We start from the raw sequence: 24,477 nt of genomic DNA, 5'->3' as shown, positions 1-24,477 counted from the left end.
GCGCTATTCCGCGGGCGCCGGCGCCGACCGCTCGGCGCCGATGCGCTGCAATGCCCCGATGACCGCGCCGCGGACGGCGAACAACGTACGATCGAGGAAGGTCGGGTTATGGACGATCTCGGCTTTGTAAAACGACGGGCACAGCACCGCAGCATGGGCGACCTCGCCGCAGACCCCGCAGCCGACGCAGTTGTTGTCGACATGGGCTACCGGGTCGTCGCGCAGCGGATCGGGATTGGGTTTGATCGTGAGGGAGGGGCACCCGGACAGCCGGATGCAGGAGTGGTCGCCGGTGCAGACCTCGTCGTCGACGCCGAAGCGCGGCTGTACGACTCGGTCGCCGCGTTCGATCTTGTCGCGGTTCACCGGACGCAGGCGGCGCTGCACGGCCAACATGCACTCGCCCGCCGCGACGATTACCTTGAGGCCTTTTTCTTTCGTCGTGATTGCCTCTTTCAGCGTGTCCATCATCTTCTCGACACCGTAGGTCCGCACGGTGCGCACCCATTTGACGCCGAAGCCGCGGAGCGTGTCTTCGATCGATACCCGGTCGTGGCCGGTATCACGTTCGGCCGCCCGGCTTGACGGAATGTGCTGGGCTCCGGTGGCCGAGGTGTAGCCGTTGTCCATCACGATCAACACGCCGTCGCTTTTGTTGAAAACGGCTTCGGCGACCCCTGAGGTCAAGCCGTTGTGCCAAAGGCCGCCGTCGCCCATGACGCTGACCACCCGCTTGTCGAAGTTGGGGCCGAGCGCAGTCGAGGACGCGAGCGACAGGCCGTAGCCCAAGACCGTGTTGCCGATGTTGAACGGTGCCAGGGTTGAAAAAGTATGACAGCCGATGTCCGAGGCGACGTGGAACTCGCCAAGTTCCTTCTTCGCGAGCTTCATCGCCGAGAACACCGGCCGCTCTGGACAACCGACACAGAAACCGGGTGGCCGCGCAGGCACGGGTTGGCCGAGAATTTCGCGGGCGCGGCGCTTTGTTTGATCCAGTCGGTCGATGGTTGGCGCGGCGGCGTCGAACGCCGCGGTTGCATGGCCGACCACTTCGGTGAACTTGGCGATGCCGCGCAGCATCACCTCGCCGGTGTATTCGCCTGCCATCGGCAAAACGTCTTTGCCGTGTAGTTTTGTGTTCACGTCGGCGCGGCGCAGGACAGCGTGAATCGCTTGTTCCAGATAGTCCGGTTGGCCTTCCTCGACCACCAGGATGGCCCGTTTTCCCGCGCAAAAGTGCGACACTTCGTCCGGCACCAAGGGGTAGGTGACGTTGAGGACGTAGAGCGGAATGCGCGACGCGCCGAAGGCGTCGGCAAGTCCGAGTTGCGCGAGCGAGCGCATAACCGAATTGTACATTCCGCCCTGCATGACGATCCCGAGGTCTTCGAGATCGCCTTCAAAGACTTCGTTCAGGCGTTGATCGCGGATGTAGTCGATTGCCGCCGGCATTCGCACGTCGATCTTCAGGCGTTCCTGGATGTAGGTCGACGGGGGCAGGCAGATGCGGTCGAAATCGAAGTCGGCGCTTTGCAGCAGTTGTTTGCGCGAGATCGCAGGCGAGACGTTGTCTCGGGTTTCGAAACTGCCGTGGACATGGCACGCGCGGATGCGCAGTTCCAACATCACCGGCGTACTGCTGGCTTCGCTCAGTTCGAATCCCTTTTCGACCATGCGCGTGATGGTCGGCAGGTTGGGGCGCGGGTCGAGCAGCCACATTTGCGACTTCATCGCGAACGCATGGGTGCGTTCTTGGATGATGCTAGCACCGTCGCCGTAGTCCTCGCCGAGGATGATCAACGCGCCGCCCTTGACTCCCGCCGATGCGAGGTTCGACAGCGCATCCGAAGCAACGTTTGTGCCGACGGTCGATTTCCACGTTACCGCGCCGCGCATTGGATAATTGATCGACGCGCCCAGCATCGCGGCGGCCGCAGCCTCGCTGGCATTGCCCTCGTAGTGCACGCCGAGTTCGTCGAGGATCGGTTGAGCGTCCTCCAGCACATCCATCATGTGCGAAACCGGTGCGCCCTGATAGCCGCCGACGTATGACACGCCAGCCTCAAGCAGGGCCTTGGTCACCGCCAAGATGCCCTCGCCGTGGAAGGTGTCGCCGGCGCCCAGGCGAAGTGCTTCGACTTCCTTCTTGAACGACCGTTCGGCCATCGGGTCGGTTTCCTCGTTATCGCGTATCGCTCGCGCGGCGATGATATATGATCCGACCCCGAAGGCCACAACCGCCGCACGGAGAGGGACCATGGGCGCACGCCCCGAACTGTTCTCACCAGAGTTGATGCAGGAGATACGCAGCAAGTTCCACCACACGGACTACTGCCCAATCGTCAAGGCGCCCCGGGTGTTTTTCGAGAACGGCGGCGGTTCGCTCAAACTCAAGGAGGCAATTTCCGCCAATGCCGAGATCGAGGCCTTGCCCGATCAGGAGGGCCGCAAGAACCCGGCCTCGGCGTACCTGAGCGAAATCCTCGAAGCCGGCCGCGAGGATCTGCATCTGATGTTCGGGTCGGCCGCGCTCGGCGACGGCCGCGGGCAGGTGATCTCCGGCGAGACTGGAACGCGCCTCCTGTACCGCCTGATTCGCTCCATCGCCATGGCAGCACCGCCGGGCCCTGTGATTTCCAGCACGTTGGAACACCCGGCGAGCCTCGACTCGGCGCAACAATGGGCCAAGAACACCGGCCGCGAGTGGATCGAGGTGCCCTTCGATCCCGTTAGCGGTACGGTCAGCGCCGCGGATTACGCCGCGGCGGTAACGCCCGACACGCGCATCGCGACCGTCATCCACACCAGCATGCTGACCGGCTTCACCGTCGATCTCGCGGCGGTGTCCAAGGCTATTCGCGCGGTCGCGCCCGATTGCTACATCGTGGTCGATGGGATTCAACACGCGCCCCACGGCACCATGGATGTCGCGACCTATGGTGCGGACGCCTACGTGTTCTCGCCCTACAAGGCGTTCTCGCGCCTGTCGCTCGGCTTTGCCTGGATCAACGACCGCATTCACCAAGTGCCGCACGAGCATATGCTCGGCAAATCCAACGCTGACTGGGAGCTTGGGTCGCGCGATCCGGCGTTCTATTTGGCCCAGTCTAAGGTGGTGGATTACTTTTGTTGGCTCGGCAGCCACTTCACCAACGACACCGACCGTAACGCTGCAATGCGGGCCGGCACGGGTGCGATGGAACGCCACGAAGCCGGCTTGATCGACCTCCTTATCAACGGCGATGCCAAGACCCCGGGGCTCAAATCCTTCGGCGACGTCAAGATCATCGGCCCGCTCACACTCAAGGGCCGCGAGGGGATCGTGTCGTTCAACCTCGACGGCATGACCTCGCCCGATCTCGTACAGCAATTCGCCCAGCGCGGCATCCGTGTGCACGCTCGCGTCTCGGACGGTTACTCCGGCCACATCCTCGGCGCCCTGGGCATCGACGACTGCCTCCGCGTCTCGATGTGCCACTACAACTCACCCGATGAAGTAAGGCAGTTTTTGGGTGCGCTGACGGAGATTCGCGCCGCCCGGTGAGAGCGGTCGCGATCGCGGTTTCCGCCGATTACAGTTCCTGTTCGGCGCCTTGGCGGCGTGCCGGTGCGTTCCCAGTTGCCTTTGACCGATCCGATGAAGTTTCTCGCCTTCGGCGAAACGATTTAAACGCGCGTGGCGGTGTCCTGGTCGAGATCGACGCGAACGCCGTAATCCCGCAGCGCACCTTCGGGCGTTACCGCGCCGGTGCGTACGTCGGCCAAGACCCGGGCTGGATCGCGCCGGAGCGGATCGCCGTAGCCGCCGCCGCCCGCTTCGGCGATGGTGAAGGTTTCGCCAGGTTTTAGTTCGAGTCGGCCCTTCGGCGGCACCGGTTTGCCGTCGACCAGGAATTGCCGCGTTGACCCCGGCTTGCCGCCAAGTGTTCCACGCGCCGGAAATTCGGTGCGCATGCCGAACATGAAGATCGCTACGGTGTCGGCGCGGGTATTCGTCAATGACGCGACCTGCCCAAGGCCGCCGCGGAATTCGCCGGGTCCGCCGGAGTCTGGAAGCAGGCGGCGATAGTTCACTCGAACGCCGGTTTCGTTCTCCCACACTTCGCTCGCAACCACGGCGTTGTTGGTCGGCGAGGGTGTCGTGTGTTGTCCGTCGAGGCCCTTCATGCCGCCGACGCCGCCAGCGAGGAAGTACTGCGTCGATCCGGCTTCGCCGCCCGACGGACTGGTGTGGCAAATGAACAGCGATGCCATGCCGGAGTCGGCCTGGACCCTGTCGGGCATCGCCTCGGCCAGCGCGCCCATGATCAACGGCACGATGAACCAGCCGATCGAATGGCGCCCGCCCGTCGGTGACGGCCGCTGGGCATTGAGAATGCACCCCGGTGGGGCGCTCACGGTGACCGGTAGCAAGGCACCGAGGTTATTGGGGATGGTGGGTGTGGTCAGCGTCTTGATCGTGTAGGTCGCCCACGCCCGGGTATAGCAAAACGGCACGTTGATCGCGAAGGGCGCGTTCGGTCCGGTGCCGGTGAAGTCGACCGCCACCGAATCGCCGTCGACGGTGACGGCGCAGGCGAGGGTGACCGACTCGGTCACCGTCTCGACCTCGATCCGGTTGCGGTAGATGCCGTCGGGAATCGCCGCTATTTCCTTGCGGATCGCCGTCTCGGACTGCCCGACGATACCGTCCGCTAATGCTTGTAGATCGACGATCCCGTATTCGTCCATGAACTCGCCGATCAGTCGTTCGCCGACCGTGCACCCCGCGATATCGGCCATGATGTCGCCGAATACCTGTTCGGGCGTGCGCACATTGCCGGCGATCAAGTCATGCAGGTAGGCCACCGGTTCGCCGGCGTCGTAAAGTTTGCAAACCGGGAGCATCAGGCCTTCTTGGTAGACCTCGGTGTTCATCACTGACAGACCCACGCCGCCGATGTCGGGCAGATGGCTGATCGTCATCACGAAGCCGACCAGGGTGTCGTCCTTGAAGGCCGGCCGGGCGATGCAGATATCCGGCGTGTGTCCGGTGCCGAGCCACGGGTCGTTGGTGACGACGACGTCGCCGCTCTTCCAAGTATGGGCCGGGAACTTCTTCAGCATGTGCTGCATCGTCAACGGCGCGGTGCCGATGAACGCCGGCATCGACAATGTGGCCTGGGCAATACTACGGCCCTCTGCATCGAAGACGACGCAGGCTAGATCCCAGGCCTCGCGCACGCCAACCGAGAAGGCGGTGCGGACGATGGACAACAGGATTTCATCGGTGATCGCGATCAGGCGATCCCACATGATGCCAAGGTCGACCGGGTCGATTTGCTTCATAGCGCTTTCATCCCTAGGCGCGTCCACCGGCGACTGACACGATCAAGTTGCCCGCGGGGTCGATGGCGACGTGGTCGCCTGCACCGATGACGCAGGTCGATTCGCGCTCCTCGACCAGCGCCGGTCCGCTAAAGGTTTCGCCGGGCGCAAGCGCGTAGCGGTCGTACACCGGGGTACGCACCGGGGCAGGGTTCTCCGGAAAGTAGGCCAGGCGATGCCCCTTGATCGCGGCCTTTCCGGGCGCGACTTCGAGGTGGTAGGCCGCATCGGCGTTTGCTCGGACCAAAGCGACTTCGATCTTCCAGTTGGTGATCTCCAGAGCCTCCGACGGGAACGACTTGGTGAAGATGCGTTCGTAAGCAGCGGTAAACAGTCCGGCGACCGAATCGACATCGGCCCCGGCGGGCAGATCGACTTCGATCTCGTAACCCTGACCACGGTAGCGCATGTCGAGGCGGCGCCTAATGACGGTCTGCTCGCCGGGCGTTGCCGCGCGGCCGAGAAAGGCCTGGGCCTCGCGGACCAAGGCATCGAAGCGCTCGGAAAAAGCGTCCGTGGTTAGGGTTTCGAGGCCCATCCGCTCGGCCCGAAAGGTCTCGAACGACAGCGGACTGGCGAGTAACCCCACCGCCGACATGACGCCCGCGCCGACTGGGAAGATCACGGTCGGGACGCGCAGTTTGCGGGCAACGCGACAGGCATGCGCGGGGCCCGATCCGCCGAATGCGACCATGGCGCAGGCGCGGTAGTCGAACCCGCGCTCGGAGGCATGGTTGCGAAACGCTCGGGCGATGTCCTCGTTGACCGATTCGTGGATGCCCCAAGCCGCGCGCAGCGTCTCGATCCCGAGCGGCGTGCCTAATCTAGCGTCGATAGCCTTGGCGGCGGCAGCGGTATCGAGCCGCATTTCGCCGCCCAGGAAGAACGCGTCGTCCAGATAGCCCAGCGTCAGGTTGGCGTCAGTCAGCGTCGGGTCGCCGCCGCCTTGCCCATAGCAGGCAGGGCCAGGGACGGCGCCGGCGCTGTGGGGCCCGACCGCAATCGTACCGCGCGCGTCAATCGCAGCGATCGATCCGCCGCCCGACCCAATTTCGATCAAATCGATCACGGGAATTTTGGCGGGCAGGCCCGATCCTGCGCGAAACTCGTGGACCCGGGCGACCTCCATTTCGTATCGCTTCAACGGTTGGTCGTTGCGCACCAACGCCCCCTTGGCCGTTGTGCCGCCCATATCGAAAGACAGTAAATTGGGGCGCTTCAATTGCCGTCCCAAGGTTGCGCTTTGCAATACGCCGGCGGCCGGACCGCTCTCTAACATTCGTACCGGAAATTGGCGCGCCACATCGGGGGTCACTGTCCCGCCCGACGACGACATGATGAATAGATCACCCTGCAACCCGGTTGTGCGCAAACCGTCCTCAAGACGCGCCAAGTAGCGATCGAAGAGCGGGCCGGTGTAGGCGTTCATCGTCGCCGTGGTCCAGCGTTCGTATTCGCGCAGAAACGGAAAGACGTCCGACGATGCAGAAACGAACAAATCTGGAAACCGTTCCGCGGCGATGTGTGCGACAGCTTGTTCGTGCGCCGGATTGACCGGGCTGTTCAAGAAACATACTGCGACGGCGGTCACCCCTTGGTCCGCTAGTTCCTGCAACACACCGGCAACGTCGTCTTCGACCAGCGGTGTGTCGACCGACCCATCGGGACCGATCCGTTCTTTGATTTCGCGGCGCAGCGCGCGTGGCACCAGCGGGGCCGGATAGGTGATCGCTAGATCGTACATGTCGTAGCGCCGTTCGCGGGCGATATCGAGGATATCGCCGAATCCGTCGGTCACGATCATAGCGGTCTTGGCACCGCGCCGCTCAATCACGGCGTTCGTCACGAGGGTGGTGCCGTGGACCACCGCACTGACCTGCGCAGCACCGACACCGGCTTTTTCCAAGAGGATCGGGACGCCCGACAAAACCGATTGAGCCGGGTCGTCCGGGGTCGTCAATTGTTTGTGGATGAACAGCCGTCCGTCGCTCTCGGACAGCAGGGCGAAGTCAGTGAAAGTTCCGCCGATATCGATCCCGACTCGATAGGACATCGCGGCGCAGGACTACTCGGGGCGCAACGCAGTAACTTCGAGCTCTACCTTCATACCCTCGGCGGCCATATCGCACACGATGGTCGTGTTGGTTGGCCGGATCTTGTCGAAGGTCTCCTTGAGGATGGCGCTCACGGGCATTACGTAGTCGCGGTCGGCGAGGTAAACGCGGACGCGAACAATGTCCTCCAAACCGGAACCGGCTTCCTTCAGGGCCGCGGCAATGGTTCTCAACGATTCCCGCGTTTGCTCTTGGACATCGTCGGAAATGGCGCCGGTCTTGGCGTTATGCCCGGAGGTGCCGGCAACGAAAACCCAGCGGCCGTCGGCAATCGCCCGGGAATAACCGGCCAGGTCTTCGAATTTCGAGCCGGAGAAGAAGGTTTTGCGAGACATGAGCGGTTTCCCGGTTGGACAGAGGCGCGCGATTGTTTGTCATCTGCCCCCAACAATCAAGGACCGGCCAGGAGCCTTGCCCGTGTGGCGGAAGCTACTAGAGTTGGACGCCGCGCCTGCGCGGCCTTGCGATGAGAGATCGATGAACGAAGATACAAACTGCCACGCGACCACCGTTGTTGCGCCGGTTTCCGCGACCGCGGCGGTCGCGTTTTTGCGTGCGCCGGAAAACGTCGGCACCTGGGCACTCGGCACGTGGGCGACACGGCCCGTCCCCGATCACGCAGGGGTCTTTGTTGGCCGTTCCTTGCTCGATGGCACCGAGAACAGCTATTTCCGGGTGCGCGAAGGTTCCGGCGCCGGTATCGTCGAGTACGAGGTTGGCAGCTCGCCTACGGCATTGACGATGCGGGTGTCGGTTAAGGTCGTGCCGGGGCCGGACTTTGGCTATAGCGCCGACGAATGCATGATCACGCTGCTCGGCTGGCGACCGAAGGACATGACGGACGAACGCTGGCGTCGGTTGCGTGCGTTTCACGAGGTGGAAATTCTTCTGATTGACGCACGCCTTCGGGGGAAGATGCCCCCATTGGGGGGGCAAACATGAGCGATGCGATCTACCGGGGGCACACGAAGGACGAGCTGGACCAGCTCTACTCCCAGCGCCACCGAATCGACGGCTACGACGGATACTTGAAGCGTTGGCCTGCCGAAAGTGCTGCGGCCCGGGCGTCGTTGGATACGGTGTTGGATGTGCGCTACGGCCCGAACGACGCTGAGACCTACGATGTGTTTCGTGCAGGACCAAGTGCGCCGGTCCAGGTCTTTGTTCACGGCGGTTATTGGTACTCACAGGACAAAACGGTGTTCGAATCAATGGCGCCGGCGTTCGTGGCGCGCGGCGCAACCTTGGTCAGCATCAATTATCCGCTCGCTCCCTCCGTCACGATGACCGACATCGTCGAATCGTGCCGCACTTGCCTTGCACACATCTTCAAGAACGCGAGAACATGGGGCGGCGACCCCAGCCGGCTCTATGTTTCCGGCCACTCGGCCGGCGGACACCTCGCGGCAACGCTGATCTCCACAGATTGGCCGGGCTTGGACGCAGCCTTGCCGGACGACATGATCAAAGGCGCCATGCCTATCAGCGGTCTGTACGACCTCGAACCCATCCGCCACCTGACGATGAACGAAACCCTCGGGATCACCGAGGCGGAGGTTCAGCGGCTTTCGCCCATCCTGGCCATACCGGCAGCGGCGGGGTCGATGATCATGGGCGTCGGAACGAACGAGGGTGCCGAGTTCAGCCGCCAACAGGCCGACTATGTAGACGCCTGGCGGGCGGGGGGGCTGACCTGCGAGGCACTCAACCTCGAGGGCCTGAACCACTTTTCGATCGTCGACGACTATTCGGCTGCGGGCGGAACGCTTTTCGAGGCCGCTTGCGCCCAAATGGGACTGAGCCGATGAGCGACGACGATAGCTTCACCCTGCACGACCTCAAGGTCGAATGGATCGCCGGCGACCGGCCATGTTGGTGCGGCGCCAAGGAAGGCGATCATTTCTTGTTGAGCGGCGAACACATTGAGATACCGCCGGGCGTCAAGTGGTCGATCTATACGATGTCGATCTTGTTACCGTTGTTGCCGGCCAAACAACGCATGACCGATCCGAACGACTGGATGACGACGGACACCGATATTGCTTGCCTCGACCCCAACTGCGGGTCGCGTTTCCGGATCAGCCGGATTGGGACACGAACCTTCCGCCATTCCGAAACCACCGCCGTCAAGCGCGACAAGGACAAGACATGACCGTTGAACGCTTTCAAGTCGCACCGGGCTACGATATTTCGCGATTGATCAAGGGCGGCTGGCATCTCGCCGGCGGCCATGGCGATGTCGACCGCACCCAGGCGATCAAGGACATGGCAGTGTTTGTCGAAAAGGGGATCACGACCTTCGACTGCGCCGACCACTATACCGGCGTGGAAGAAATGATCGGAGACTTTCGCGAAAGCCACCCCAGCCTCGCGCCGCTGGTCCAGGTGCACACGAAATTTGTTCCGGATTACGAAAAGCTCGGCAACGTCAAACGCGACTATGTCGAGCGCATCATCGATCGCTCGATCAAGCGGCTCAAAGTCGAACGGTTGGATGTCGTCCAGTACTATTGGTGGGATCCGGACGGTAGGCCCGGCTTCGTCGAGACCGGATTGATGCTGAAAGATCTCAAGGACGCGGGCAAGATCGCGCGGATCGGCGCCACCAACTTCAATACCCGTCAGTTGAAGATGCTCGTCGATGCGGGCGTGCCCATCGCGACCAACCAGCCGCAATACTCGCCAGTCGACCGCCGGCCCGAGAGCCACCTGATCCCCTATTGTATGGAGCAGGGGATCGTTCAACTGTGCTATGGCACGTTGGCGGGCGGGTTCTTCTCCGCCGGTTGGCTAGGCAAGCCGGAACCGTTCGAGCCCCTCGGCAACCGCTCCCTGACCAAATACAAACTTATCATCGAGGATTTTGGAGGCTGGTCGCTGTTTCAAGAGTTGCTCGGAGCCATGAAAACCGCCGCGGACAAGCACGGCGTCACCGTTGCCCTTGTGGCGCTCCGTTGGACCCTAGATCAGCCGAATGTCGGCGCGGCTATCGTCGGCGCGACGTCGGTCCGTCATGTCGATGAAAACCTCAAGGTCTTTTCGTTTGCCCTCGACGATGAGGACAACGCAGCGATCCGATCGGTATTGGCGCGGAGGCAAGGTCCAGCTGGCGATTGCTACGATCTGGAGCGTGACAAAGAAGGCCGCCACGGCAGCATCATGCGCTACAACCAAAATGCGCTGGAGACGCCGCCGGCCTAGGAGATATCCCCCCGGATTGCGCGCATCATGTCGGAGTCAGGGGCCCGTTCGATTTCGCCTATGTCTAGGGTTGAGCGCACGAAGTCGGTTGCGTCGATTTCCGCCCGTGCAGCTTCATCGAGCGTAAAGTCGAAGACTGACAGCAGGTCCGTCAACCGATCCGCGCTCGATGCACCGAACAGGATGGCTTGGCCCGGTCCGAACTGGAGAACCCATCGCAGCGCGACCGTTGCCAGTGGCCGGTCCAGTTGCCGGGCGATGCTGGCGAACGCCCCGAGAAGGGTCTGGTACCGGGCCCAACCGCCACCGACCTCAATGAGCGCGCGGTATTCCTTGCTGTAGCGCGCCCCGGTCGACGCCGGATCGTCGGCCCCGCGCCACCTGTCGCTGATGAAACCGCCCGCGAGCGGGGCGAAGGTCAGCAACGCGATGCCGTTGGTCCGGCAAAAGTCGGCCATCGCGTTTTCGGCGCGCCGATCGATCGGCGCGTACAGCACTTGGCTGGTCGCGACTGGCATACCGGCGTCTATGAGCCCACGCAAATCGGTGACCCCGAGATTACAGGTGCCAAGGAGTTCGATTTTTCCCTCACGTTGCAAATCGGTAAGGACCATGGCCGCATCGATCAGCCCAGGAATCTGCGGGTTCCACCATTGGATCTGCACGAGATCGATGCGCTCGACGCCGAGGGTTTTGAGCGATCGTTCCACATCGGCGCGCACATCCCCTTCGGTCGGTGCGGCCCCGCTTAGGGGCGCCGTGAAACGGGTGTGAATCTTGACGGCCTCGGCGACCTCGGGCGCAAGCCGTTGGTGGGCTGCCCCCCGCAACGCGGCCATAAGTACCTCGCCGCCGGCATAGCTGTCGGCGGTTTCGAAGGTGGTCACACCGGCGCGCACGAACGCGAGAAGGTCGTCGATGGCGTCTGCGCCGCGCCCGATCGTTTGCCAGCCGCCTTTGATAAGTTGGCTGATCCGGTATCCAGGAACGATCTCGACCGACGGGACTGTCACTGAAGGTGTTTGCGCAGCAGGATGCCGTATCCGTCAACCGAGGCAATATTTGCGATCTTGGCGCAGGCCCAGAAGGTCGCCTGATTGCTGGTGACAACGGGTTTACCGTGGGTCGCTTCAAGTTCGTCGATCAGACCGAGAACCGGCAGGTCGGTACAACTCACGAAGAGCGCGTCGGCCTCGGCGCGGTCGACATCCTTGACGAGTGACCGGATCGCTTCATCCGGGATCGTGTTGATGTCGGATCCGCCCCGGCGTTCCAGTCCGTTAACGGCGACGACCTCGAAACCGGCGCTGGAAAAGAACGCCTGTTCCGCCTCGTAGACCCAGGAAAGGTAAGGCGTTGCGATCGCGATGCGCCGGGCCCCGACGGCCTGGAGTGCATTCACCGCGGCGGTGGCTGTCGTGAGGGTAGGGATCGCCGCCGCGGCTGTCATCGCGTTGGCGATGGTCCGATCCGAGCCCTCCCCGCGAAAAAAACTAGCCGAGGTACAGGCGAACGCGACCACCGAGACGCCTGCCTTGGCCAAGGACCGGGCAAGCGCCGGTGCTGCATCGATCATTTGGTCGAATTGTGCGGAGATCTCGCGGCTGGTATCGACATCGGCACGCGCGAAGTGAACGCCGACATCGGCGGCGGCTAGCGTGATGAAATCGTCCTCGGCGACCACGTTGATCGCTGGCACGATGAAGCCCAATCGATTGTTCTTTATGGTCATAAGAAAACCGGCCAGAACGAGTCTGGCCGGTTTGCCTTAATGGTCAAGCGAATGCGGACTAGTTGATCATCGCTTTCACTTTGTTGATGTCATCCAACGAGATTCCCTTCATCTCCTTGAAGGCGCCGTCACGGTATTGCTGGGCCGAGAACGCGGCCGACACGTCGCCGTACTGGTCGAACTGGATCGGACCGGTTACGCCGACATAGGCGATGTCCTTGCCCTCTTGCAGCAACTTGATCGCGGCTTCGAAGCCTTTGACGCCCGCGTACACAACCTCGCCTTCCGGTCCGGTGATTTCACGGACCAGCTTGGCGATGTTCGCGCCGGTGGGCTTGATCCCTTTGATGTCCGCCGCGACATTTGCCAATGCCAGGAGCGCCCCGGAATCGTATCCCGAGGTGCGGCCCGGACCGCCGTCGATCGTCAGATCGCAGCACGCCTGGATATCGGCGTTGACCGTCCTGAAGGACGGGGTGTCCGGCGAGGCCGGGCTGATGAACCAGCCGTTTTTGAGGGCGTCTTCACCGACGACGCCGACGAAAGCTGGATCGTTCATTCCCTGTGCGAAGACAAAGCCGCTGGCGCCGCCGAAGCCGATCCAATCGCGCATTTGCTTGGCGCCGTCCTGCGGTTGGCTCAGCAGGTAGAGCGCATCGGGTTTGCCTTCCAATGCTTTGTTCACTTCCGAGCGGTACGAGGGCTGGTCGGCGTTGAACGCCACCACGTTCGCGATGTCGCCGCCCAAGACTTTGAAGGCGCGCGTGAACTCGGCCTGGTTGTTTTTGCCCCAGTCGTTGTTGAGGTGGATGATGGCAACCTTGCGGAAGCCGGCATCGTAGGCCATCCGGGCGGTTGCGACGGCTTGTAAGGAGTCGGCGGGCAGCGTACGGAAGAACAAGCCCTTGGTCTTACCTTCGCGCGACATCTGGGTGAACGTCGACGACGTGGATGCCGTGACGATCAAGACGGCACCTTTGTCCACTGTGACAGACGTGAGCAGGGGGCCCGTAATGCCAGAGGAGATCGGCCCGACAATCGACGTGACCCCGTCGATGTCGATGAGTTTCTGGGCGGCATCCACGGCCACTGTCGGTTGGGTCTGGGAATCGCGCACGTCGTATTTGATCGCGCAACCGACACCCACGTTGGCGCGGGCTTCGTTGACTTGTTCCACACCCAATTGGGCTGCCCGAGAAATCGGTACGCCGAAGGCCCCGTAGGAACCGGTGAGCGACAAAATCGCACCAATGGTGTGATTACAATTCTGGGCTTTGGCGCTTGGCGCAAGTCCTGCCGACGCGGCGAATACTGCGCCCGCAAGCGCAAACGGCGCTACGAGTGTTCGAACTTTCATGGATTGACCTCCCTAGTGTGCTGGCAACGTTTGTAAGTTGCTTTGAATTCACCATAATACCGCCCGCCGGAACCGGGAGTCACGGCGCAAATGGGGGGAGCAGGGTCATCGCTCTGTATCAAACGGATTTGGTGTGCTGAGCGTCGTCGATCTCGTCAAGGATTTTGGTGGGCTTCATGCCGTTGACGGCGTGTCGTTCGAGGTCGGTAAAGGCACGATAACTGGCCTCATCGGTCCGAATGGCGCCGGCAAAACCACGACCTTCAACATGGTTGCCGGAGCGTTTCCGCCGACCCGGGGGCAGATTCGCTTCGACGGTTCTGATATTTCCGCGCTTCCCGCGCATCTGACCTTTCGCGCTGGCTTGGTGCGCACCTTCCAGATCCCACGCCCGTTCGGCCGCCTGACCGTTCTGGAGAATTTGATGATGGTCCCGAGCGGGCAACTCGGAGAGCGGTTTTGGAATACTTGGTTCCGGCCTGCGGCCGTGCGTGCCGAGGAACTGCGTCTTCGCGACAAGGCTGTCGAGATTCTCGATTTCCTCGGTTTAACGCGGCTCGCCGAAGAAGAGGCGGGCAACCTTTCAGGCGGGCAAATGAAATTGCTCGAACTCGGTCGCGCGTTGATGTCCGACCCCAAAATGATCCTATTGGATGAACCCGGTGCCGGGATTAACCCGACGTTGTTGGGCGAAATCGTCGAGCGAATTGCAATCTTGAATCAGCGCGGCATCACGTTTCTGATCATCGAGCACAACATGGACTTGGTCATGACGTTGTGCGATCCGATCATCGTAATGGCAGGCGGAAAACTGCTCATGCAGGGCACCGCCGAACAAGTCCAAACGGACTCCCGCGTTCTCGAAGCGTTTCTTGGCGGCGTTGTGGAAGAAGAGGGGGGCGGCGTTGGCTGATCCGATCCTTTCGATCCGGAACATCGAAGCTGGATACAGCCCGTCGTTGCCAATTCTGCGCGATGTGTCGCTTGATGTTTTCGAAGGCGAAATCGTGACGGTCCTGGGTCCCAACGGTGCCGGCAAATCGACTCTGATTAAGGCGATTGCCGGTCTGGTCAAGATTTCCAATGGCACGGTGGCGCTTGAGGGCCGCGACATCACCGGGTTGGAGACGCACCAACTAATTCGCGCGCGCGTTGCCTATGTGCCGCAAACGGAGAACGTGTTTGCGCGCCTATCGGTGGAAGAGAACCTTGCTCTCGGCACCCTGCACAATCCAACCCAATATGCGGCCCAGAGGCGCCGGGTTCTCGATCTATTTCCTGATCTCGAGCGCCTCGGCCACCTTGCGGCAGGCAAACTGTCTGGCGGACAGCGGCAAATGGTGGCGGTCGGGCGCGCTCTCATGGCCGCGCCAAAGTTGCTCATGGTGGATGAACCTTCTGCGGGGCTGTCGCCCAAATTGGCCCAGGTTGTCTTCACGCAGTTGGTCCAAGTCAAAGAGGCAGGTGTAACCATCTTGATGGTGGAACAGAACGCCCGCGCGGCGCTGCAAATTTCCGACCGTGGATACGTGATGGCCGAAGGACAGGAGAAAGTCCATGGCCCGGCGTCGTCGTTGTTGGAGAACCCCGAAGTCGGTGCGCTCTATCTCGGCGCCAAATCGAGGCTGGCCCGCCGATGATTCAGTTTGTTGCCGATGGTCTGGTCAATGCTGCCTTGATTGCGCTGGGCGCGATTGGCATCAGCATGACCTACAACATTCTCCGCTTTGCCAATTTCGCTCAGGGCGAAATCCTGACCGTCGGCGCCTATTTCACTTTGCTGGTGATGGGCGTCTTGGGTTTTGGGATCGGGACGATGGGGCCGATCGCGTTCGGTTGGCCGCTGTTGTTGTCGATCACCGTCGCAATCGGGCTCACCAGCATCGTAGTCTTGATTGTCGATTGGCTGCTGTTCCGGCAGTTGCGCGATAAACGGGCTTCGCGCATCACGTTAATCATGGCGGCGTTCGGTGTCTCCCTTATGGGACGCAACACGGTTACCTTGATCGCGGGCCATGAGCCGCAGTACTTCGATTTTTACATTCCCAAAACCTTCGAACTGTTGCCCGGGATGCGCGTTCGGCCCGACGACCTAGCCATCGTGGCTATTTCGGTGATCGCCTTTGTTATTCTGTTTGCCTTCATGAACCGGACATCGATGGGCCGCCAGATGCGCGCGGTCGCGGAAAACCCGACGCTGGCGCAGATCAACGGGATCGATGTTCGGGCGGTGATCCGGTGGACGTGGATCATCGGCGCATCGCTCGCGACCGTGGCCGGAGCGCTCTTGGCCCACAACACGCAGCTCCGGCCGGAAATGGGTTTTGACATGTTGCTGCCGATGTTTGCCGCGCTGATCCTGGGGGGGGCGAACAATCTCTATGGCACCATTCTTGGAGCCGTCGTCGTCGGCCTGACGGAGGCGTTGGCCGTCTACATAGGGTTATCGGGATATCGAGCCGCTGTCACGTTCATGGTGATGATCGGGTTTCTCATGCTGCGACCGCAGGGACTTCTGGGGGAGAAAGAGTAATGGGGGGCGAACTTTCATTCCTGATTTTTTTCCTGATCTTCGCCTCGTTTTATTCGCTTAGTAGCCTGGGCCTAAACCTTCAATGGGGCTTCACCGGACTCTTCAACGTCGGCATCGTTGGGTTCTTTGCCATCGGTGCCTATACCTCGGCGATTCTGACCGGTCCGGCCTATCCCGATACGATGTTCGGTGGGTTCGGCCTTTGGTTCCCCATCGGCTTTGTCGGGGCGATTCTCACCTCGGGGTTCGCGGCGTTTCTTATCGGGTTCGTCACGCTACGCTTGCGAGAGGATTTTCTGGCGATCTCGACCTTTGGTATCGCGGTTTCGATTCAACTGGTGACATTGAATTTCGAGTCGCTGACGCGCGGCCCCAACGGGATGTACTCGTTGCCGCGACCGCTCTCCGGCTATTTCGAGTCCGGCACGCTCGACAATCTTCTATATCTGATTCTTTGCCTGTCGATCATCGCCGTCGTCTATTGGGCCTTCGAGCGCATGGTGCGTTCCCCCTGGGGGCGGGTCCTGCGCTCAATTCGCGACGATGAAGTCGCCGCCGCGGCGCTCGGAAAGAACGTCTTTGCCGTGCGGTTGCAATCGTTCGTGGTCGGATCGGCGGTCATGGGGCTGGCCGGTGCGATGTACGCCAACTTCCTCGGCTTCATTAGCCCGCTCGACTTCATCCCGATCTTTACCTTCCAGGTTTTCGTGATGTTGATCGTGGGCGGGAGCGGCAATAATTTGGGCGCGCTGCTCGGCGGCCTGGTGGTTTGGGGCATTTGGTCGGGCAGCGATCAAATCATCTCCAGCATCTTGCCGCCGACGATCCAGACCCAAGCCGCGGCGGCGCGTATCGTTTTGATCGGTTTGATCCTAGCGGTAATGCTTCTCTACCGGCCTGCCGGACTTCTTCGGGAGCGGCGAATTGTGTCGCGCGAGGCGCGATTGCCCGACCCTAAATGACCACCGGAACCCTTGTAGATACGTGCGTCGGTGAGGTCCATCGTCTCCACCGGGTGATCGCGGATTGGACGACAGGCACCATTCCGGACACGGACGACGGATTTGCGGGCTTCGCGGATGCCTTCGCGCCAACCTTCGAGATTGTTAACCCAAACGGCGCGCGGGAAGCCGCTACCGACGTTGTGCCGCGCTTTCGGTTGCGTCATGGCGAGCGCGGCGGGCGAGATTTTTCCATCCGGATTACCCACGAGGACGTGCGCCCGTTATCCGACGACACGGCGTTGACGGTGTATCAGGAGCACTGGTTTCACGGTGCTTCCGAGCAATCTGTGATTTTGGCTTCTGCCGTGCTGCGGCTTGATAAGGTTCGGCCCGGCGGGGTCGCGTGGCTCCATTTGCACGAGACGTGGTTGCGAGCGCCGTCCTAGATCGACGTCCGGCCGGCGAAACGGGGGTCGCGCCAGGTGTTGTTTTCAAGCGCCGCGCGAAAGCGTGCGAGGGCATCCCAAATATCCACGTACCGGGTCGTCAGCGGACTGACGCCAAATCGAATGGAGTCCGGTGTCCTGAACGAACAGATGACGTCGGCCTCTGCCAGGGCTTCGACCAAGGCATTGCCGCCGGGGTGGCGGAGCGCGATGTGTCCGCCGCGCGCGTCATAGTCCCGCGGCGAAGCAATCGCCACACCCAGCGGGACAAGCTCTTGGTCCGTCAGGTCGAGGAGCAGGGTTGAGAGTTTCCCATGCTTGCGCGCCGCAGCAGTGGGATCGACATCGGCCCAAATCGCCATTGCGGCTTGCAGTCCGACGGTGCTGAGGACCGGCGGGGTGCCGATCAATGCCCGCTTCGCCCCGTCGGCGGGACGATAACCGAGTTCGAACGCGAACTGGTCGGCGTGACCGAGCCATCCTTTGAGCCCAAGATCCAGTCCATCGTTGTGTCGCTTTGCAGCGAAAAAGAACGCCGGTGCACCGGGGCCGCCGCACAGGTACTTGTAGGTGCAGCTGACCGCGAAGTCCGTCTGCGTGCCGTTCAGGTCGATCGGCACCGCGCCGGCGCCGTGCGACAGGTCCCAAACCGTCAACGCGCCTGCGGCATGCGCCGCCGCGTTGATCTTGGCAAGATTGCGCCGACGACTGGTGCGGTAGTCGACCAGGCTCAAGACGACCACGGCGGTGTCGGCGTCGATCAGCGCACAGATATCGTCGTCCGAGTCGCTGCCGTCGGTTGCCAGCGCCAGCGTGTGGACTTTTCCCAGCAGATCGATGGCGGCTTGTGTCGCGTAGAGGTCGGTCGGGAAATTGACGGCCTCGGACACGACCTTGCGGCGCTCATTGCGAAGCTGGAGCGCGCCGACGACGGCTTTGAACAGGTTGATCGTGGTCGAGTCGGCGACGACGATCTCGCCGGGCGCTGCCCCAACGATGGCGGCGATCCCATCGCCGAGAGTCGCGGCGGCCTCGAGCCACCCGGCTTCGCCCCAACTGCGGCGGCGGGCCATCCCCCAGTTGTCTTCAACAGTGCGGCGCAAACGCTCCGCCACGTCGCGCGGCGGTGCGCCGATCGAGTTCGCATCCATATAGATGCGCGATCGATCGCCCGTACCGGCGGACCGAATGAATCGGTCGCCGATCGCGGCGAGGGGGTCGCCGCGATCTTCGGCAAGACAGTCTTCGCGTGAGATGGGCACTGGTTGGATTTCCTAGCGGTGATGGGTGGCATTGTATCAGGGCGTGGGCAATTGTGTGGGGATCGCCTAAGTTAGCGCTCTTCCTTGGCGGCTTCCGAGCATGACACTAGCAAAGACTCCACAATCGCTCCTGCGCGTTGCCGCCGATATCGGCGGAACGTTCACGGACGTGGCCCTTGAGGTCGGCGCCGCGCGGCACACCGCCAAGGTATTGACCACACCACGTGCGCCGGAGGAAGGCGTCTTGGAGGGGCTGGCCGTCGCACTCGGGAAGGCCGGCAAGACCATTGCCGATGTCGATGTGTTCTTGCACGGCACCACCCTTGCGACCAACGCGTTGATCGAGCGCAAAGGGGCCAAGCTCGCCTTCGTGACGACGGAAGGATTCCGCGACGTCCTCGAGACGGGGTACGAGAAACGCTTCGAACAGTATGACGTCTTCATGGACCGGCCGCCGCCCTTGGTCCCGCGGCATCTGCGCTTGACGGTGTCCGAGCGGACGGCGTCCGACGGAACGGTTCTGACCCCCCTGGATGAAAACGCGCTGGCGCTCCTCGCGCCGACGCTGAAATCCGCAGGCGTCGAGGCCCTAGCCGTCGGCTTTCTGAACTCCTACGTTAACCCGACCCACGAACGGCGCGCCCGCGAGGTTCTTGCCGCGCATCTGCCCGACGTGACGATCACCGTGTCATCGGACGTCAGTCCCGAGATCAGGGAATACGACCGGTTTTCAACCGCGTGCGCCAATGCCTATGTCCAACCGCTGATGGCTGGATATCTCGGACGACTGTCGACCGCGATGACGGCAAAGGGCTTTCGCGGCGCGTTGCTCCTGATGATGTCCGGCGGCGGGCTGACGACGCTCGAAACGGCGCAGCGATTGCCGATCCGCTTGGTCGAATCCGGGCCGGCGGGCGGCGCCATTCTGGCAAGCCACTTTGCCCGCGAATACGATTTGGACGAGGTGCTGTCGTTCGACATGGGAGGTACCACGGCGAAGATCTGCCTCATCGCCGACGGCGAACCCGAGCGGGCGCGCGTGTTTGAAGTCGCCCGTGCGTACCGCAATCTGAAGGGCAGCGGGTGGCCGGTCCGGATTCCCGTGATCGAAATGGTCGAGATCGGCGCCGGCGGCGGATCGATTGCTCGGGTCGATGCGATGCAACGTATTACCGTGGGACCGGACAGCGCGGGCAGCGAGCCGGGCCCGGCATGCTACGGGCGCGGTGGAACCCACGCGACGGTGACCGACGCCAATCTCGCCCTGGGCCGACTCAACCCATCGCGTTTTGCCGGGGGACGCTTCGGTCTGGACGGGCCCGCGGCGGAGGCCGCGGTGGCGACAGCGGTCGGTGCACCGCTAGAGCTTACCGGTCGGTGGGCGGCCGCCGGAATCACCGAGATCGTCGAGGAGAACATGGCCAATGCGGCCCGTGTCCACGCGATCGAGCGCGGACGCGTGATCGACCGTCACGTCATGATTGCCTTCGGCGGGGCCGCGCCCCTCCACGCCACCCGCCTTGCCGCCAAATTGGGCATCCGCCGGGTCGTCGTGCCGAAGGGCGCCGGGGTGGGGTCGGCGATCGGCTTCCTGCGTGCTCCGGTTTCGTATCAAGTGGTACGCAGCCTTCAGCAAAACCTCGCTCGCACGGACATCGATGCCATCAACACGATGCTCGCCGCGATGGAGGCGGAGGCGCGTGAGATCGTGACCCCCGGGGCACCCGGTGCGACCTTCGATGTTTTGCGCGAAGTGGACCTGCGCTACACCGGGCAAGGGCACGAACTGACGGTGCGGGTCCCGCCCGGTCGCGTCACCGACGGTCACGTTCGAGAGTTGGTCGTTGCCTTCGAGACGCTCTACCGCGCGCACTACGGATTGACCATCCCCGACATGGCTGTCGAGGCGATTACATGGTCGGTCACTGTCGCGTCAAAACCGGAAGAGGCGTCAGCGACCACAGCCTTGGCGGGTGGGGAGCACGACGGAAAACCGGTCGGCGTCCGGGCCCTCTTTGAACCGCTTCGGGGAGAGTCCGCGGAGATCCCCGAATATTGGCGCGACGACCTTGTTCCGGAACAGACCATCGACGGACCGGCGTTCATTGCCGAAGACGATACGACGACGGTCGTCGATCGTGGCTGGAAGGTCACGGTGGACGGGCGCGGTGTTCTTCATCTTGAAAGGTTGGATGACGCATGACGTCGGATCCCCTGGCGCGAATCCATATGCAGGTTATGTGGAACCGGCTGATTTCGGTCGTCGAGGAACAGGCGCAAGCGCTCTTGCGCACTGCATTCGGATCGGTCGCCCGCGAAGCCGGCGATTTATCGGCTGGGGTCTACGATCTTCAGGGCCGAATGCTGGCCCAAGCGGTTACCGGGACACCGGGCCACGTCAACACGATGGCTGTCGCGGTCCAGCATTTCATCGACCGGTTCCCACTCGCTGAGATGAAGGAAGGGGATGTTTTCACCACGAACGATCCGTGGCTGGGCACCGGCCACCTGTTCGATTTCGTGGTGGTCACGCCGGCGTTCCTCGATGGGCGGCTGGTGGCCTTGTTGGCCTCGACCTGCCATTTGGTCGATGTGGGCGGGCGTGGATTTACCGCCGATGCGCGCAGCGTCTATGAAGAAGGCATCTTCATTCCGCACGTTCGCCTGTTCGATGGGGGCCAGCTCAACGACCCGTTGATCGAACTTATCGCCAACAACGTACGCGAACCGATCGAGGTCAAAGGCGATCTCTTGGCGTTGGTCAGTTGCAACGACACCGGTTGCCGCCGGCTCGTCGATATGATGCGCGAATTCGAGATGGCGTCCCTGGACGATCTTGCCGCGCACATCCTGGACAACTCCCGCAAGGCGATGATTGAGGCGATTAGGCGCGTGCCCAACGGTCGGTACGAAGCGCAAATGACGCTCGATGGTTACGAGGAACCGGTCCGCCTGAAGCTCCGCATGACGGTCGAGGACGAACGCATCGTCCTCGATTACGGCGGATCGTCGGCGGCGTCGGGGTATGGCATCAATTCGCCGAAATGCTATTCCGACGCCTATTCGATATTTGGCCTCAAGTGCATCATCGGTCCCGAGATTCCCAATAACGCCGGATCGCTGGAACCGATGATCGTCGAAGCGGAGCCGGGCTCCATCGTCAATCCGCAGCGCCCGTCGCCGGTTACCGCACGTCATGTCGTCGGGCAGATGTTGCCGGACATTGTTTTTGGATGCCTCGATCAGGCGATCGACGGCGGGGTGCAGGCCGAGAGCGCAGGGTCGATTTGGGTTCTCGCCGCCTCGGGGGGCACCCGTATCGGCAATGCCGAGGGCAGGTTCAATACGATGAGCGTCAGCGTCGGCGGGGTTGGTGGACGCCCGACCAAGTCCGGTCTTAACTCGACCGCTTTTCCGTCAGGGGTTGGGGCGATCCCGGTGGAGGTCACCGAAGCCGGGTCGCCGCTGGTGTTTCGGCGCCGCGAGCTGCTGCCGGACTCCGCAGGCCCCGGTCGGCATCGCGGCGGATTCGCCCAAGTGGTCGAGGTCGAATCGCGATCCGGGCTGCCGTTCACGGTGTCGGCGGCCACCTTCGACCGGCTCCAGAACCCGGCCCGCGGACGCCACGGGGGTCACAACGGGTCGCCCGGGGCCTTCGGCCTGGTCGGTGGCGCAAGTTTCCGCACCAAGGCGGTCCACACCATACCGCCGGGCCAAAGGCTGTATGCAAACCTGCCGGGCGGGGGTGGGTTCGGGGATCCGTTTGCCCGGGAGGCCGCTGACGTCGCCGAGGAAGTGCGGGCTGGTTTGGTCAGCGTCGAGGCTGCGCGCGCGTCCTACGGCGTGGTCGTGAGCGAACAGGGCGAACTCGATGCATCCGCTACCTTGGCGCTTCGCCGGAGGGAGAAACGATGAGTTCGGGAATTCCGGACGATCTCCGGCGGGTTCTGTCAGGGCGTCGCGACGATCTTGCGGTCTTCGATTCCATCGATGTGTCAAAGACCGCGTTGCTTGCCATCGATATGCAGCGGGCGTGGACCGATCCGGCAGGGCCGTGGTACTTCCCCCAGGCCCGCACGGTTATCGACCCGATCAACCGCATGGCCGCGGCGGTGCGGCACCAAGGCTTGGTCGTCTGGGTTCAGCATGTGACCGGTCCGCCGGGAACGCCCGAATACTGGGCAACCTACCTCGATAACTTCGTTTCCGATGCGCAGCGCGAGGGAGCGCTTGCGGCGATCCAAATGGGCAGTCAGTTTCGCAATTTGGAGCCCGACCTCGATGTGCACGAGGCCGACCTACGGATCGAGAAAAGGCGCTACAGCGCGATGATCCGGACGTCGTCCAACCTGGAATGGGTCTTGCGCGAACGCGGCATCGACACCGTGATTGTAACGGGCGTACAAACGAACATGTGCGTCGAGTCCACGGCGCGCGATGCGATGATGTTGGATTTCAAGGTCTTCATGCCGCACGATGCGGCGGCGGCGCGCACTGAAGACGATCACCTTGCCGGCTTGCGCACCGTCGCCCAGGTCTTTGCCGATATCCGTCCCGTCGAGGAACTTCTCGCGCTGATGGCGGCCCAGGGGGGCCCTAAAACGCCTTGAACGTCATCGTCGTGAAGGTGTCCTTGATTCCGGCCACTTTCTGAACGCGTTCGGTGACGAAGTGGCCGATGTCGGTGCCTTCCTCCAAGTGAAATTTGACCAGAAGGTCGTATTTCCCCGAGGTGGAGTAGAGCTCACCGACTTCCTCGACGTCGTCCATGATCTTCGATGCGACATCGTAAGCCTTGCCCGGATCGCATTTGACTTGAACGAAGATGACCTGCATGCGCGCAACTACCTTGCTGACGTTCTTGAGTGTTCATCACTCTAGCATGCCGTGGGGAGCAACGGCAGGTCAGGATTTGGGCGCGAGCATCGTGTCGAGGACATCCGTCACCCGGGCGGCGTTGGGGCGAACCGAGGTTGGAAACCAGGCGACGAGGTTGCCGTCCGGATCGACGAGGTACTTGTGGAAATTCCACTTTGGCGCCGCGCCGACGCCAAGCGTTTCGCGCGCCCAAACGTAGAAGGGGTGGGCGCTCTCCCCCTTGACGACTTCCTTGTCCGCCATTGGGAAGTCGACCGAGAAATTGACTTGGCAGAACTTCTGAATTTCCTCGGCGGTGCCCGGTTCCTGGCGACCGAAGTCGTTGGAAGGCACACCGACAACAACCAATCCCCGGTCGCGGTATTTCGACCACACCGCTTGGAGGTCGGCGTACTGACCGGTGTACCCACAGAACGATGCGGTGTTGACGACCAAAACGGCTTTCCCGCGATAGGCGGACAACGGCAGGTCGCCGCCGTCGATGGCGCGGAACGAGAAGTCGTGGGCGGGCCCGGCCAAGGCGCTCGGAGAGGCGGCCCAGAACAGGCAGGCCACGACCAGGGGCATGAGGAGTGTTTTACGCATGATGGCCATTCTACCCCAAAACGATGGAGCGGGATGCACATTTGGCGTCCATAATACC

At 62.3% G+C, this 24,477-nt stretch carries 23 protein-coding genes; 13 read left to right on the top strand and 10 right to left on the bottom strand.

Annotated elements, in window-relative coordinates:
• Positions 1-3: 3 nt before the first annotated feature.
• On the bottom strand, positions 4-2,166 hold the full coding sequence (locus RID42_13780) for an indolepyruvate ferredoxin oxidoreductase subunit alpha (protein MEQ8248741.1): 2,163 nt from the start codon (positions 2,164-2,166) through the stop codon (positions 4-6).
• A gap of 91 nt (positions 2,167-2,257) precedes the next feature.
• Between RID42_13780 and RID42_13775 the strand changes: the two genes are divergently transcribed.
• Positions 2,258-3,544: an aminotransferase class V-fold PLP-dependent enzyme gene (locus RID42_13775; GenBank protein MEQ8248740.1), complete on the top strand. Its 1,287-nt coding sequence runs from the start codon at positions 2,258-2,260 to the stop codon at positions 3,542-3,544.
• Positions 3,545-3,666: 122 nt separating this feature from the next.
• Here the strand turns inward: RID42_13775 and RID42_13770 are convergent, their stop codons facing one another.
• Genes RID42_13770 through RID42_13760 form a run of 3 tightly spaced genes read right to left on the bottom strand, consistent with a single transcriptional unit; the run spans position 3,667 to position 7,816 of the window.
• Positions 3,667-5,328, bottom strand: a complete 1,662-nt coding sequence (locus tag RID42_13770) for a hydantoinase B/oxoprolinase family protein (protein MEQ8248739.1) — start codon at positions 5,326-5,328, stop codon at positions 3,667-3,669.
• 13 nt (positions 5,329-5,341) lie between these two features.
• Positions 5,342-7,420, bottom strand: coding sequence for a hydantoinase/oxoprolinase family protein (locus RID42_13765; protein ID MEQ8248738.1), 2,079 nt, complete (start codon positions 7,418-7,420; stop codon positions 5,342-5,344).
• A gap of 12 nt (positions 7,421-7,432) precedes the next feature.
• Entirely contained in the window at positions 7,433-7,816 is a 384-nt protein-coding gene (locus tag RID42_13760; GenBank protein ID MEQ8248737.1) for a RidA family protein, read from the bottom strand.
• Positions 7,817-7,958: 142 nt separating this feature from the next.
• Here RID42_13760 and RID42_13755 point away from each other — a divergent pair, with 142 nt between their 5' ends.
• Genes RID42_13755 through RID42_13740 form a run of 4 tightly spaced genes read left to right on the top strand, consistent with a single transcriptional unit; the run spans position 7,959 to position 10,682 of the window.
• Positions 7,959-8,423: a hypothetical protein gene (locus RID42_13755; GenBank protein MEQ8248736.1), complete on the top strand. Its 465-nt coding sequence runs from the start codon at positions 7,959-7,961 to the stop codon at positions 8,421-8,423.
• A complete protein-coding gene (locus RID42_13750) occupies positions 8,420-9,289 on the top strand; it encodes an alpha/beta hydrolase (protein ID MEQ8248735.1) in 870 nt (289 codons plus the stop codon). The genes RID42_13755 and RID42_13750 overlap by 4 nt, the downstream gene beginning before the upstream one ends.
• Entirely contained in the window at positions 9,286-9,633 is a 348-nt protein-coding gene (locus RID42_13745) for a TIGR04076 family protein (protein MEQ8248734.1), read from the top strand. Before RID42_13750 ends, RID42_13745 begins: the two co-directional genes overlap by 4 nt.
• Positions 9,630-10,682, top strand: a complete 1,053-nt coding sequence (locus tag RID42_13740; GenBank protein MEQ8248733.1) for an aldo/keto reductase — start codon at positions 9,630-9,632, stop codon at positions 10,680-10,682. The genes RID42_13745 and RID42_13740 overlap by 4 nt, the downstream gene beginning before the upstream one ends.
• Here the strand turns inward: RID42_13740 and RID42_13735 are convergent.
• Genes RID42_13735 through RID42_13725 form a run of 3 tightly spaced genes read right to left on the bottom strand, consistent with a single transcriptional unit; the run spans position 10,679 to position 13,771 of the window.
• Positions 10,679-11,695: an aldo/keto reductase gene (locus RID42_13735; GenBank protein MEQ8248732.1), complete on the bottom strand. Its 1,017-nt coding sequence runs from the start codon at positions 11,693-11,695 to the stop codon at positions 10,679-10,681. The genes RID42_13740 and RID42_13735 overlap by 4 nt on opposite strands.
• Positions 11,692-12,414: an aspartate/glutamate racemase family protein gene (locus tag RID42_13730; GenBank protein MEQ8248731.1), complete on the bottom strand. Its 723-nt coding sequence runs from the start codon at positions 12,412-12,414 to the stop codon at positions 11,692-11,694. Before RID42_13730 ends, RID42_13735 begins: the two co-directional genes overlap by 4 nt.
• A 58-nt stretch (positions 12,415-12,472) precedes the next feature.
• The gene (locus RID42_13725) at positions 12,473-13,771 is read right to left on the bottom strand and encodes an ABC transporter substrate-binding protein (GenBank protein ID MEQ8248730.1); all 1,299 of its coding nucleotides are present in this window, start codon (positions 13,769-13,771) and stop codon (positions 12,473-12,475) included.
• A gap of 133 nt (positions 13,772-13,904) precedes the next feature.
• Between RID42_13725 and RID42_13720 the strand changes: the two genes are divergently transcribed.
• From RID42_13720 to RID42_13700, 5 genes are read left to right on the top strand one after another with little or no spacing between them, the layout of a single operon-like run.
• The gene (locus RID42_13720) at positions 13,905-14,684 is read left to right on the top strand and encodes an ABC transporter ATP-binding protein (protein MEQ8248729.1); all 780 of its coding nucleotides are present in this window, start codon (positions 13,905-13,907) and stop codon (positions 14,682-14,684) included.
• The gene (locus tag RID42_13715; GenBank protein ID MEQ8248728.1) at positions 14,677-15,411 is read left to right on the top strand and encodes an ABC transporter ATP-binding protein; all 735 of its coding nucleotides are present in this window, start codon (positions 14,677-14,679) and stop codon (positions 15,409-15,411) included. Before RID42_13720 ends, RID42_13715 begins: the two co-directional genes overlap by 8 nt.
• Positions 15,408-16,304 carry a branched-chain amino acid ABC transporter permease gene (locus RID42_13710; protein ID MEQ8248727.1) on the top strand — a complete coding sequence of 299 codons (897 nt, stop codon included), beginning with the start codon at positions 15,408-15,410 and terminating at the stop codon, positions 16,302-16,304. Before RID42_13715 ends, RID42_13710 begins: the two co-directional genes overlap by 4 nt.
• Positions 16,304-17,266 (top strand): branched-chain amino acid ABC transporter permease, encoded by a 963-nt coding sequence (locus RID42_13705; GenBank protein MEQ8248726.1) that lies wholly within the window; start codon positions 16,304-16,306, stop codon positions 17,264-17,266. The genes RID42_13710 and RID42_13705 overlap by 1 nt, the downstream gene beginning before the upstream one ends.
• Positions 17,263-17,694 carry a hypothetical protein gene (locus RID42_13700; protein ID MEQ8248725.1) on the top strand — a complete coding sequence of 144 codons (432 nt, stop codon included), beginning with the start codon at positions 17,263-17,265 and terminating at the stop codon, positions 17,692-17,694. Before RID42_13705 ends, RID42_13700 begins: the two co-directional genes overlap by 4 nt.
• Here RID42_13700 and RID42_13695 read toward each other — a convergent pair.
• On the bottom strand, positions 17,691-18,956 hold the full coding sequence (locus tag RID42_13695; protein MEQ8248724.1) for an aminotransferase class V-fold PLP-dependent enzyme: 1,266 nt from the start codon (positions 18,954-18,956) through the stop codon (positions 17,691-17,693). The genes RID42_13700 and RID42_13695 overlap by 4 nt on opposite strands.
• Positions 18,957-19,056: 100 nt before the next feature.
• On the opposite strand from RID42_13695, the gene RID42_13690 reads away from it, so the two are divergent.
• From RID42_13690 to RID42_13680, 3 genes are read left to right on the top strand one after another with little or no spacing between them, the layout of a single operon-like run.
• Entirely contained in the window at positions 19,057-21,159 is a 2,103-nt protein-coding gene (locus tag RID42_13690; protein ID MEQ8248723.1) for a hydantoinase/oxoprolinase family protein, read from the top strand.
• Positions 21,156-22,871 (top strand): hydantoinase B/oxoprolinase family protein, encoded by a 1,716-nt coding sequence (locus RID42_13685; protein ID MEQ8248722.1) that lies wholly within the window; start codon positions 21,156-21,158, stop codon positions 22,869-22,871. Before RID42_13690 ends, RID42_13685 begins: the two co-directional genes overlap by 4 nt.
• A complete protein-coding gene (locus RID42_13680; protein ID MEQ8248721.1) occupies positions 22,868-23,566 on the top strand; it encodes a cysteine hydrolase in 699 nt (232 codons plus the stop codon). The genes RID42_13685 and RID42_13680 overlap by 4 nt, the downstream gene beginning before the upstream one ends.
• Here RID42_13680 and RID42_13675 read toward each other — a convergent pair.
• Both RID42_13675 and RID42_13670 read right to left on the bottom strand, forming a co-directional pair.
• A complete protein-coding gene (locus RID42_13675) occupies positions 23,553-23,792 on the bottom strand; it encodes an Lrp/AsnC ligand binding domain-containing protein (protein ID MEQ8248720.1) in 240 nt (79 codons plus the stop codon). The genes RID42_13680 and RID42_13675 overlap by 14 nt on opposite strands.
• Positions 23,793-23,861: 69 nt before the next feature.
• Positions 23,862-24,419, bottom strand: coding sequence for a glutathione peroxidase (locus RID42_13670; protein MEQ8248719.1), 558 nt, complete (start codon positions 24,417-24,419; stop codon positions 23,862-23,864).
• Between the last annotated feature and the right edge of the window lie 58 nt (positions 24,420-24,477).

Source organism: Alphaproteobacteria bacterium (genome assembly GCA_040216735.1).
Lineage (GTDB): Bacteria > Pseudomonadota > Alphaproteobacteria > SHVP01 > SHVP01 > CALJDF01.
Note: the sequence above shows the minus strand (reverse complement) of the source record. Positions and strands in the feature narration are given on the sequence as shown.

Excerpts from the sequence above, each read along its gene's own strand:
- RID42_13780 (MEQ8248741.1), bottom strand. The coding sequence starts at position 2,166 with ATGGCCGAACGGTCGTTCAAGAAGGAAGTCGAAGCACTTCGCCTGGGC.
- RID42_13775 (MEQ8248740.1), top strand. The coding sequence starts at position 2,258 with ATGGGCGCACGCCCCGAACTGTTCTCACCAGAGTTGATGCAGGAGATA.
- RID42_13770 (MEQ8248739.1), bottom strand. The coding sequence starts at position 5,328 with ATGAAGCAAATCGACCCGGTCGACCTTGGCATCATGTGGGATCGCCTG.
- RID42_13765 (MEQ8248738.1), bottom strand. The coding sequence starts at position 7,420 with ATGTCCTATCGAGTCGGGATCGATATCGGCGGAACTTTCACTGACTTC.
- RID42_13760 (MEQ8248737.1), bottom strand. The coding sequence starts at position 7,816 with ATGTCTCGCAAAACCTTCTTCTCCGGCTCGAAATTCGAAGACCTGGCC.
- RID42_13755 (MEQ8248736.1), top strand. The coding sequence starts at position 7,959 with ATGAACGAAGATACAAACTGCCACGCGACCACCGTTGTTGCGCCGGTT.
- RID42_13750 (MEQ8248735.1), top strand. The coding sequence starts at position 8,420 with ATGAGCGATGCGATCTACCGGGGGCACACGAAGGACGAGCTGGACCAG.
- RID42_13745 (MEQ8248734.1), top strand. The coding sequence starts at position 9,286 with ATGAGCGACGACGATAGCTTCACCCTGCACGACCTCAAGGTCGAATGG.
- RID42_13740 (MEQ8248733.1), top strand. The coding sequence starts at position 9,630 with ATGACCGTTGAACGCTTTCAAGTCGCACCGGGCTACGATATTTCGCGA.
- RID42_13730 (MEQ8248731.1), bottom strand. The coding sequence starts at position 12,414 with ATGACCATAAAGAACAATCGATTGGGCTTCATCGTGCCAGCGATCAAC.
- RID42_13725 (MEQ8248730.1), bottom strand. The coding sequence starts at position 13,771 with ATGAAAGTTCGAACACTCGTAGCGCCGTTTGCGCTTGCGGGCGCAGTA.
- RID42_13710 (MEQ8248727.1), top strand. The coding sequence starts at position 15,408 with ATGATTCAGTTTGTTGCCGATGGTCTGGTCAATGCTGCCTTGATTGCG.
- RID42_13705 (MEQ8248726.1), top strand. The coding sequence starts at position 16,304 with ATGGGGGGCGAACTTTCATTCCTGATTTTTTTCCTGATCTTCGCCTCG.
- RID42_13700 (MEQ8248725.1), top strand. The coding sequence starts at position 17,263 with ATGACCACCGGAACCCTTGTAGATACGTGCGTCGGTGAGGTCCATCGT.
- RID42_13690 (MEQ8248723.1), top strand. The coding sequence starts at position 19,057 with ATGACACTAGCAAAGACTCCACAATCGCTCCTGCGCGTTGCCGCCGAT.
- RID42_13685 (MEQ8248722.1), top strand. The coding sequence starts at position 21,156 with ATGACGTCGGATCCCCTGGCGCGAATCCATATGCAGGTTATGTGGAAC.
- RID42_13680 (MEQ8248721.1), top strand. The coding sequence starts at position 22,868 with ATGAGTTCGGGAATTCCGGACGATCTCCGGCGGGTTCTGTCAGGGCGT.
- RID42_13675 (MEQ8248720.1), bottom strand. The coding sequence starts at position 23,792 with ATGCAGGTCATCTTCGTTCAAGTCAAATGCGATCCGGGCAAGGCTTAC.
- RID42_13670 (MEQ8248719.1), bottom strand. The coding sequence starts at position 24,419 with ATGCGTAAAACACTCCTCATGCCCCTGGTCGTGGCCTGCCTGTTCTGG.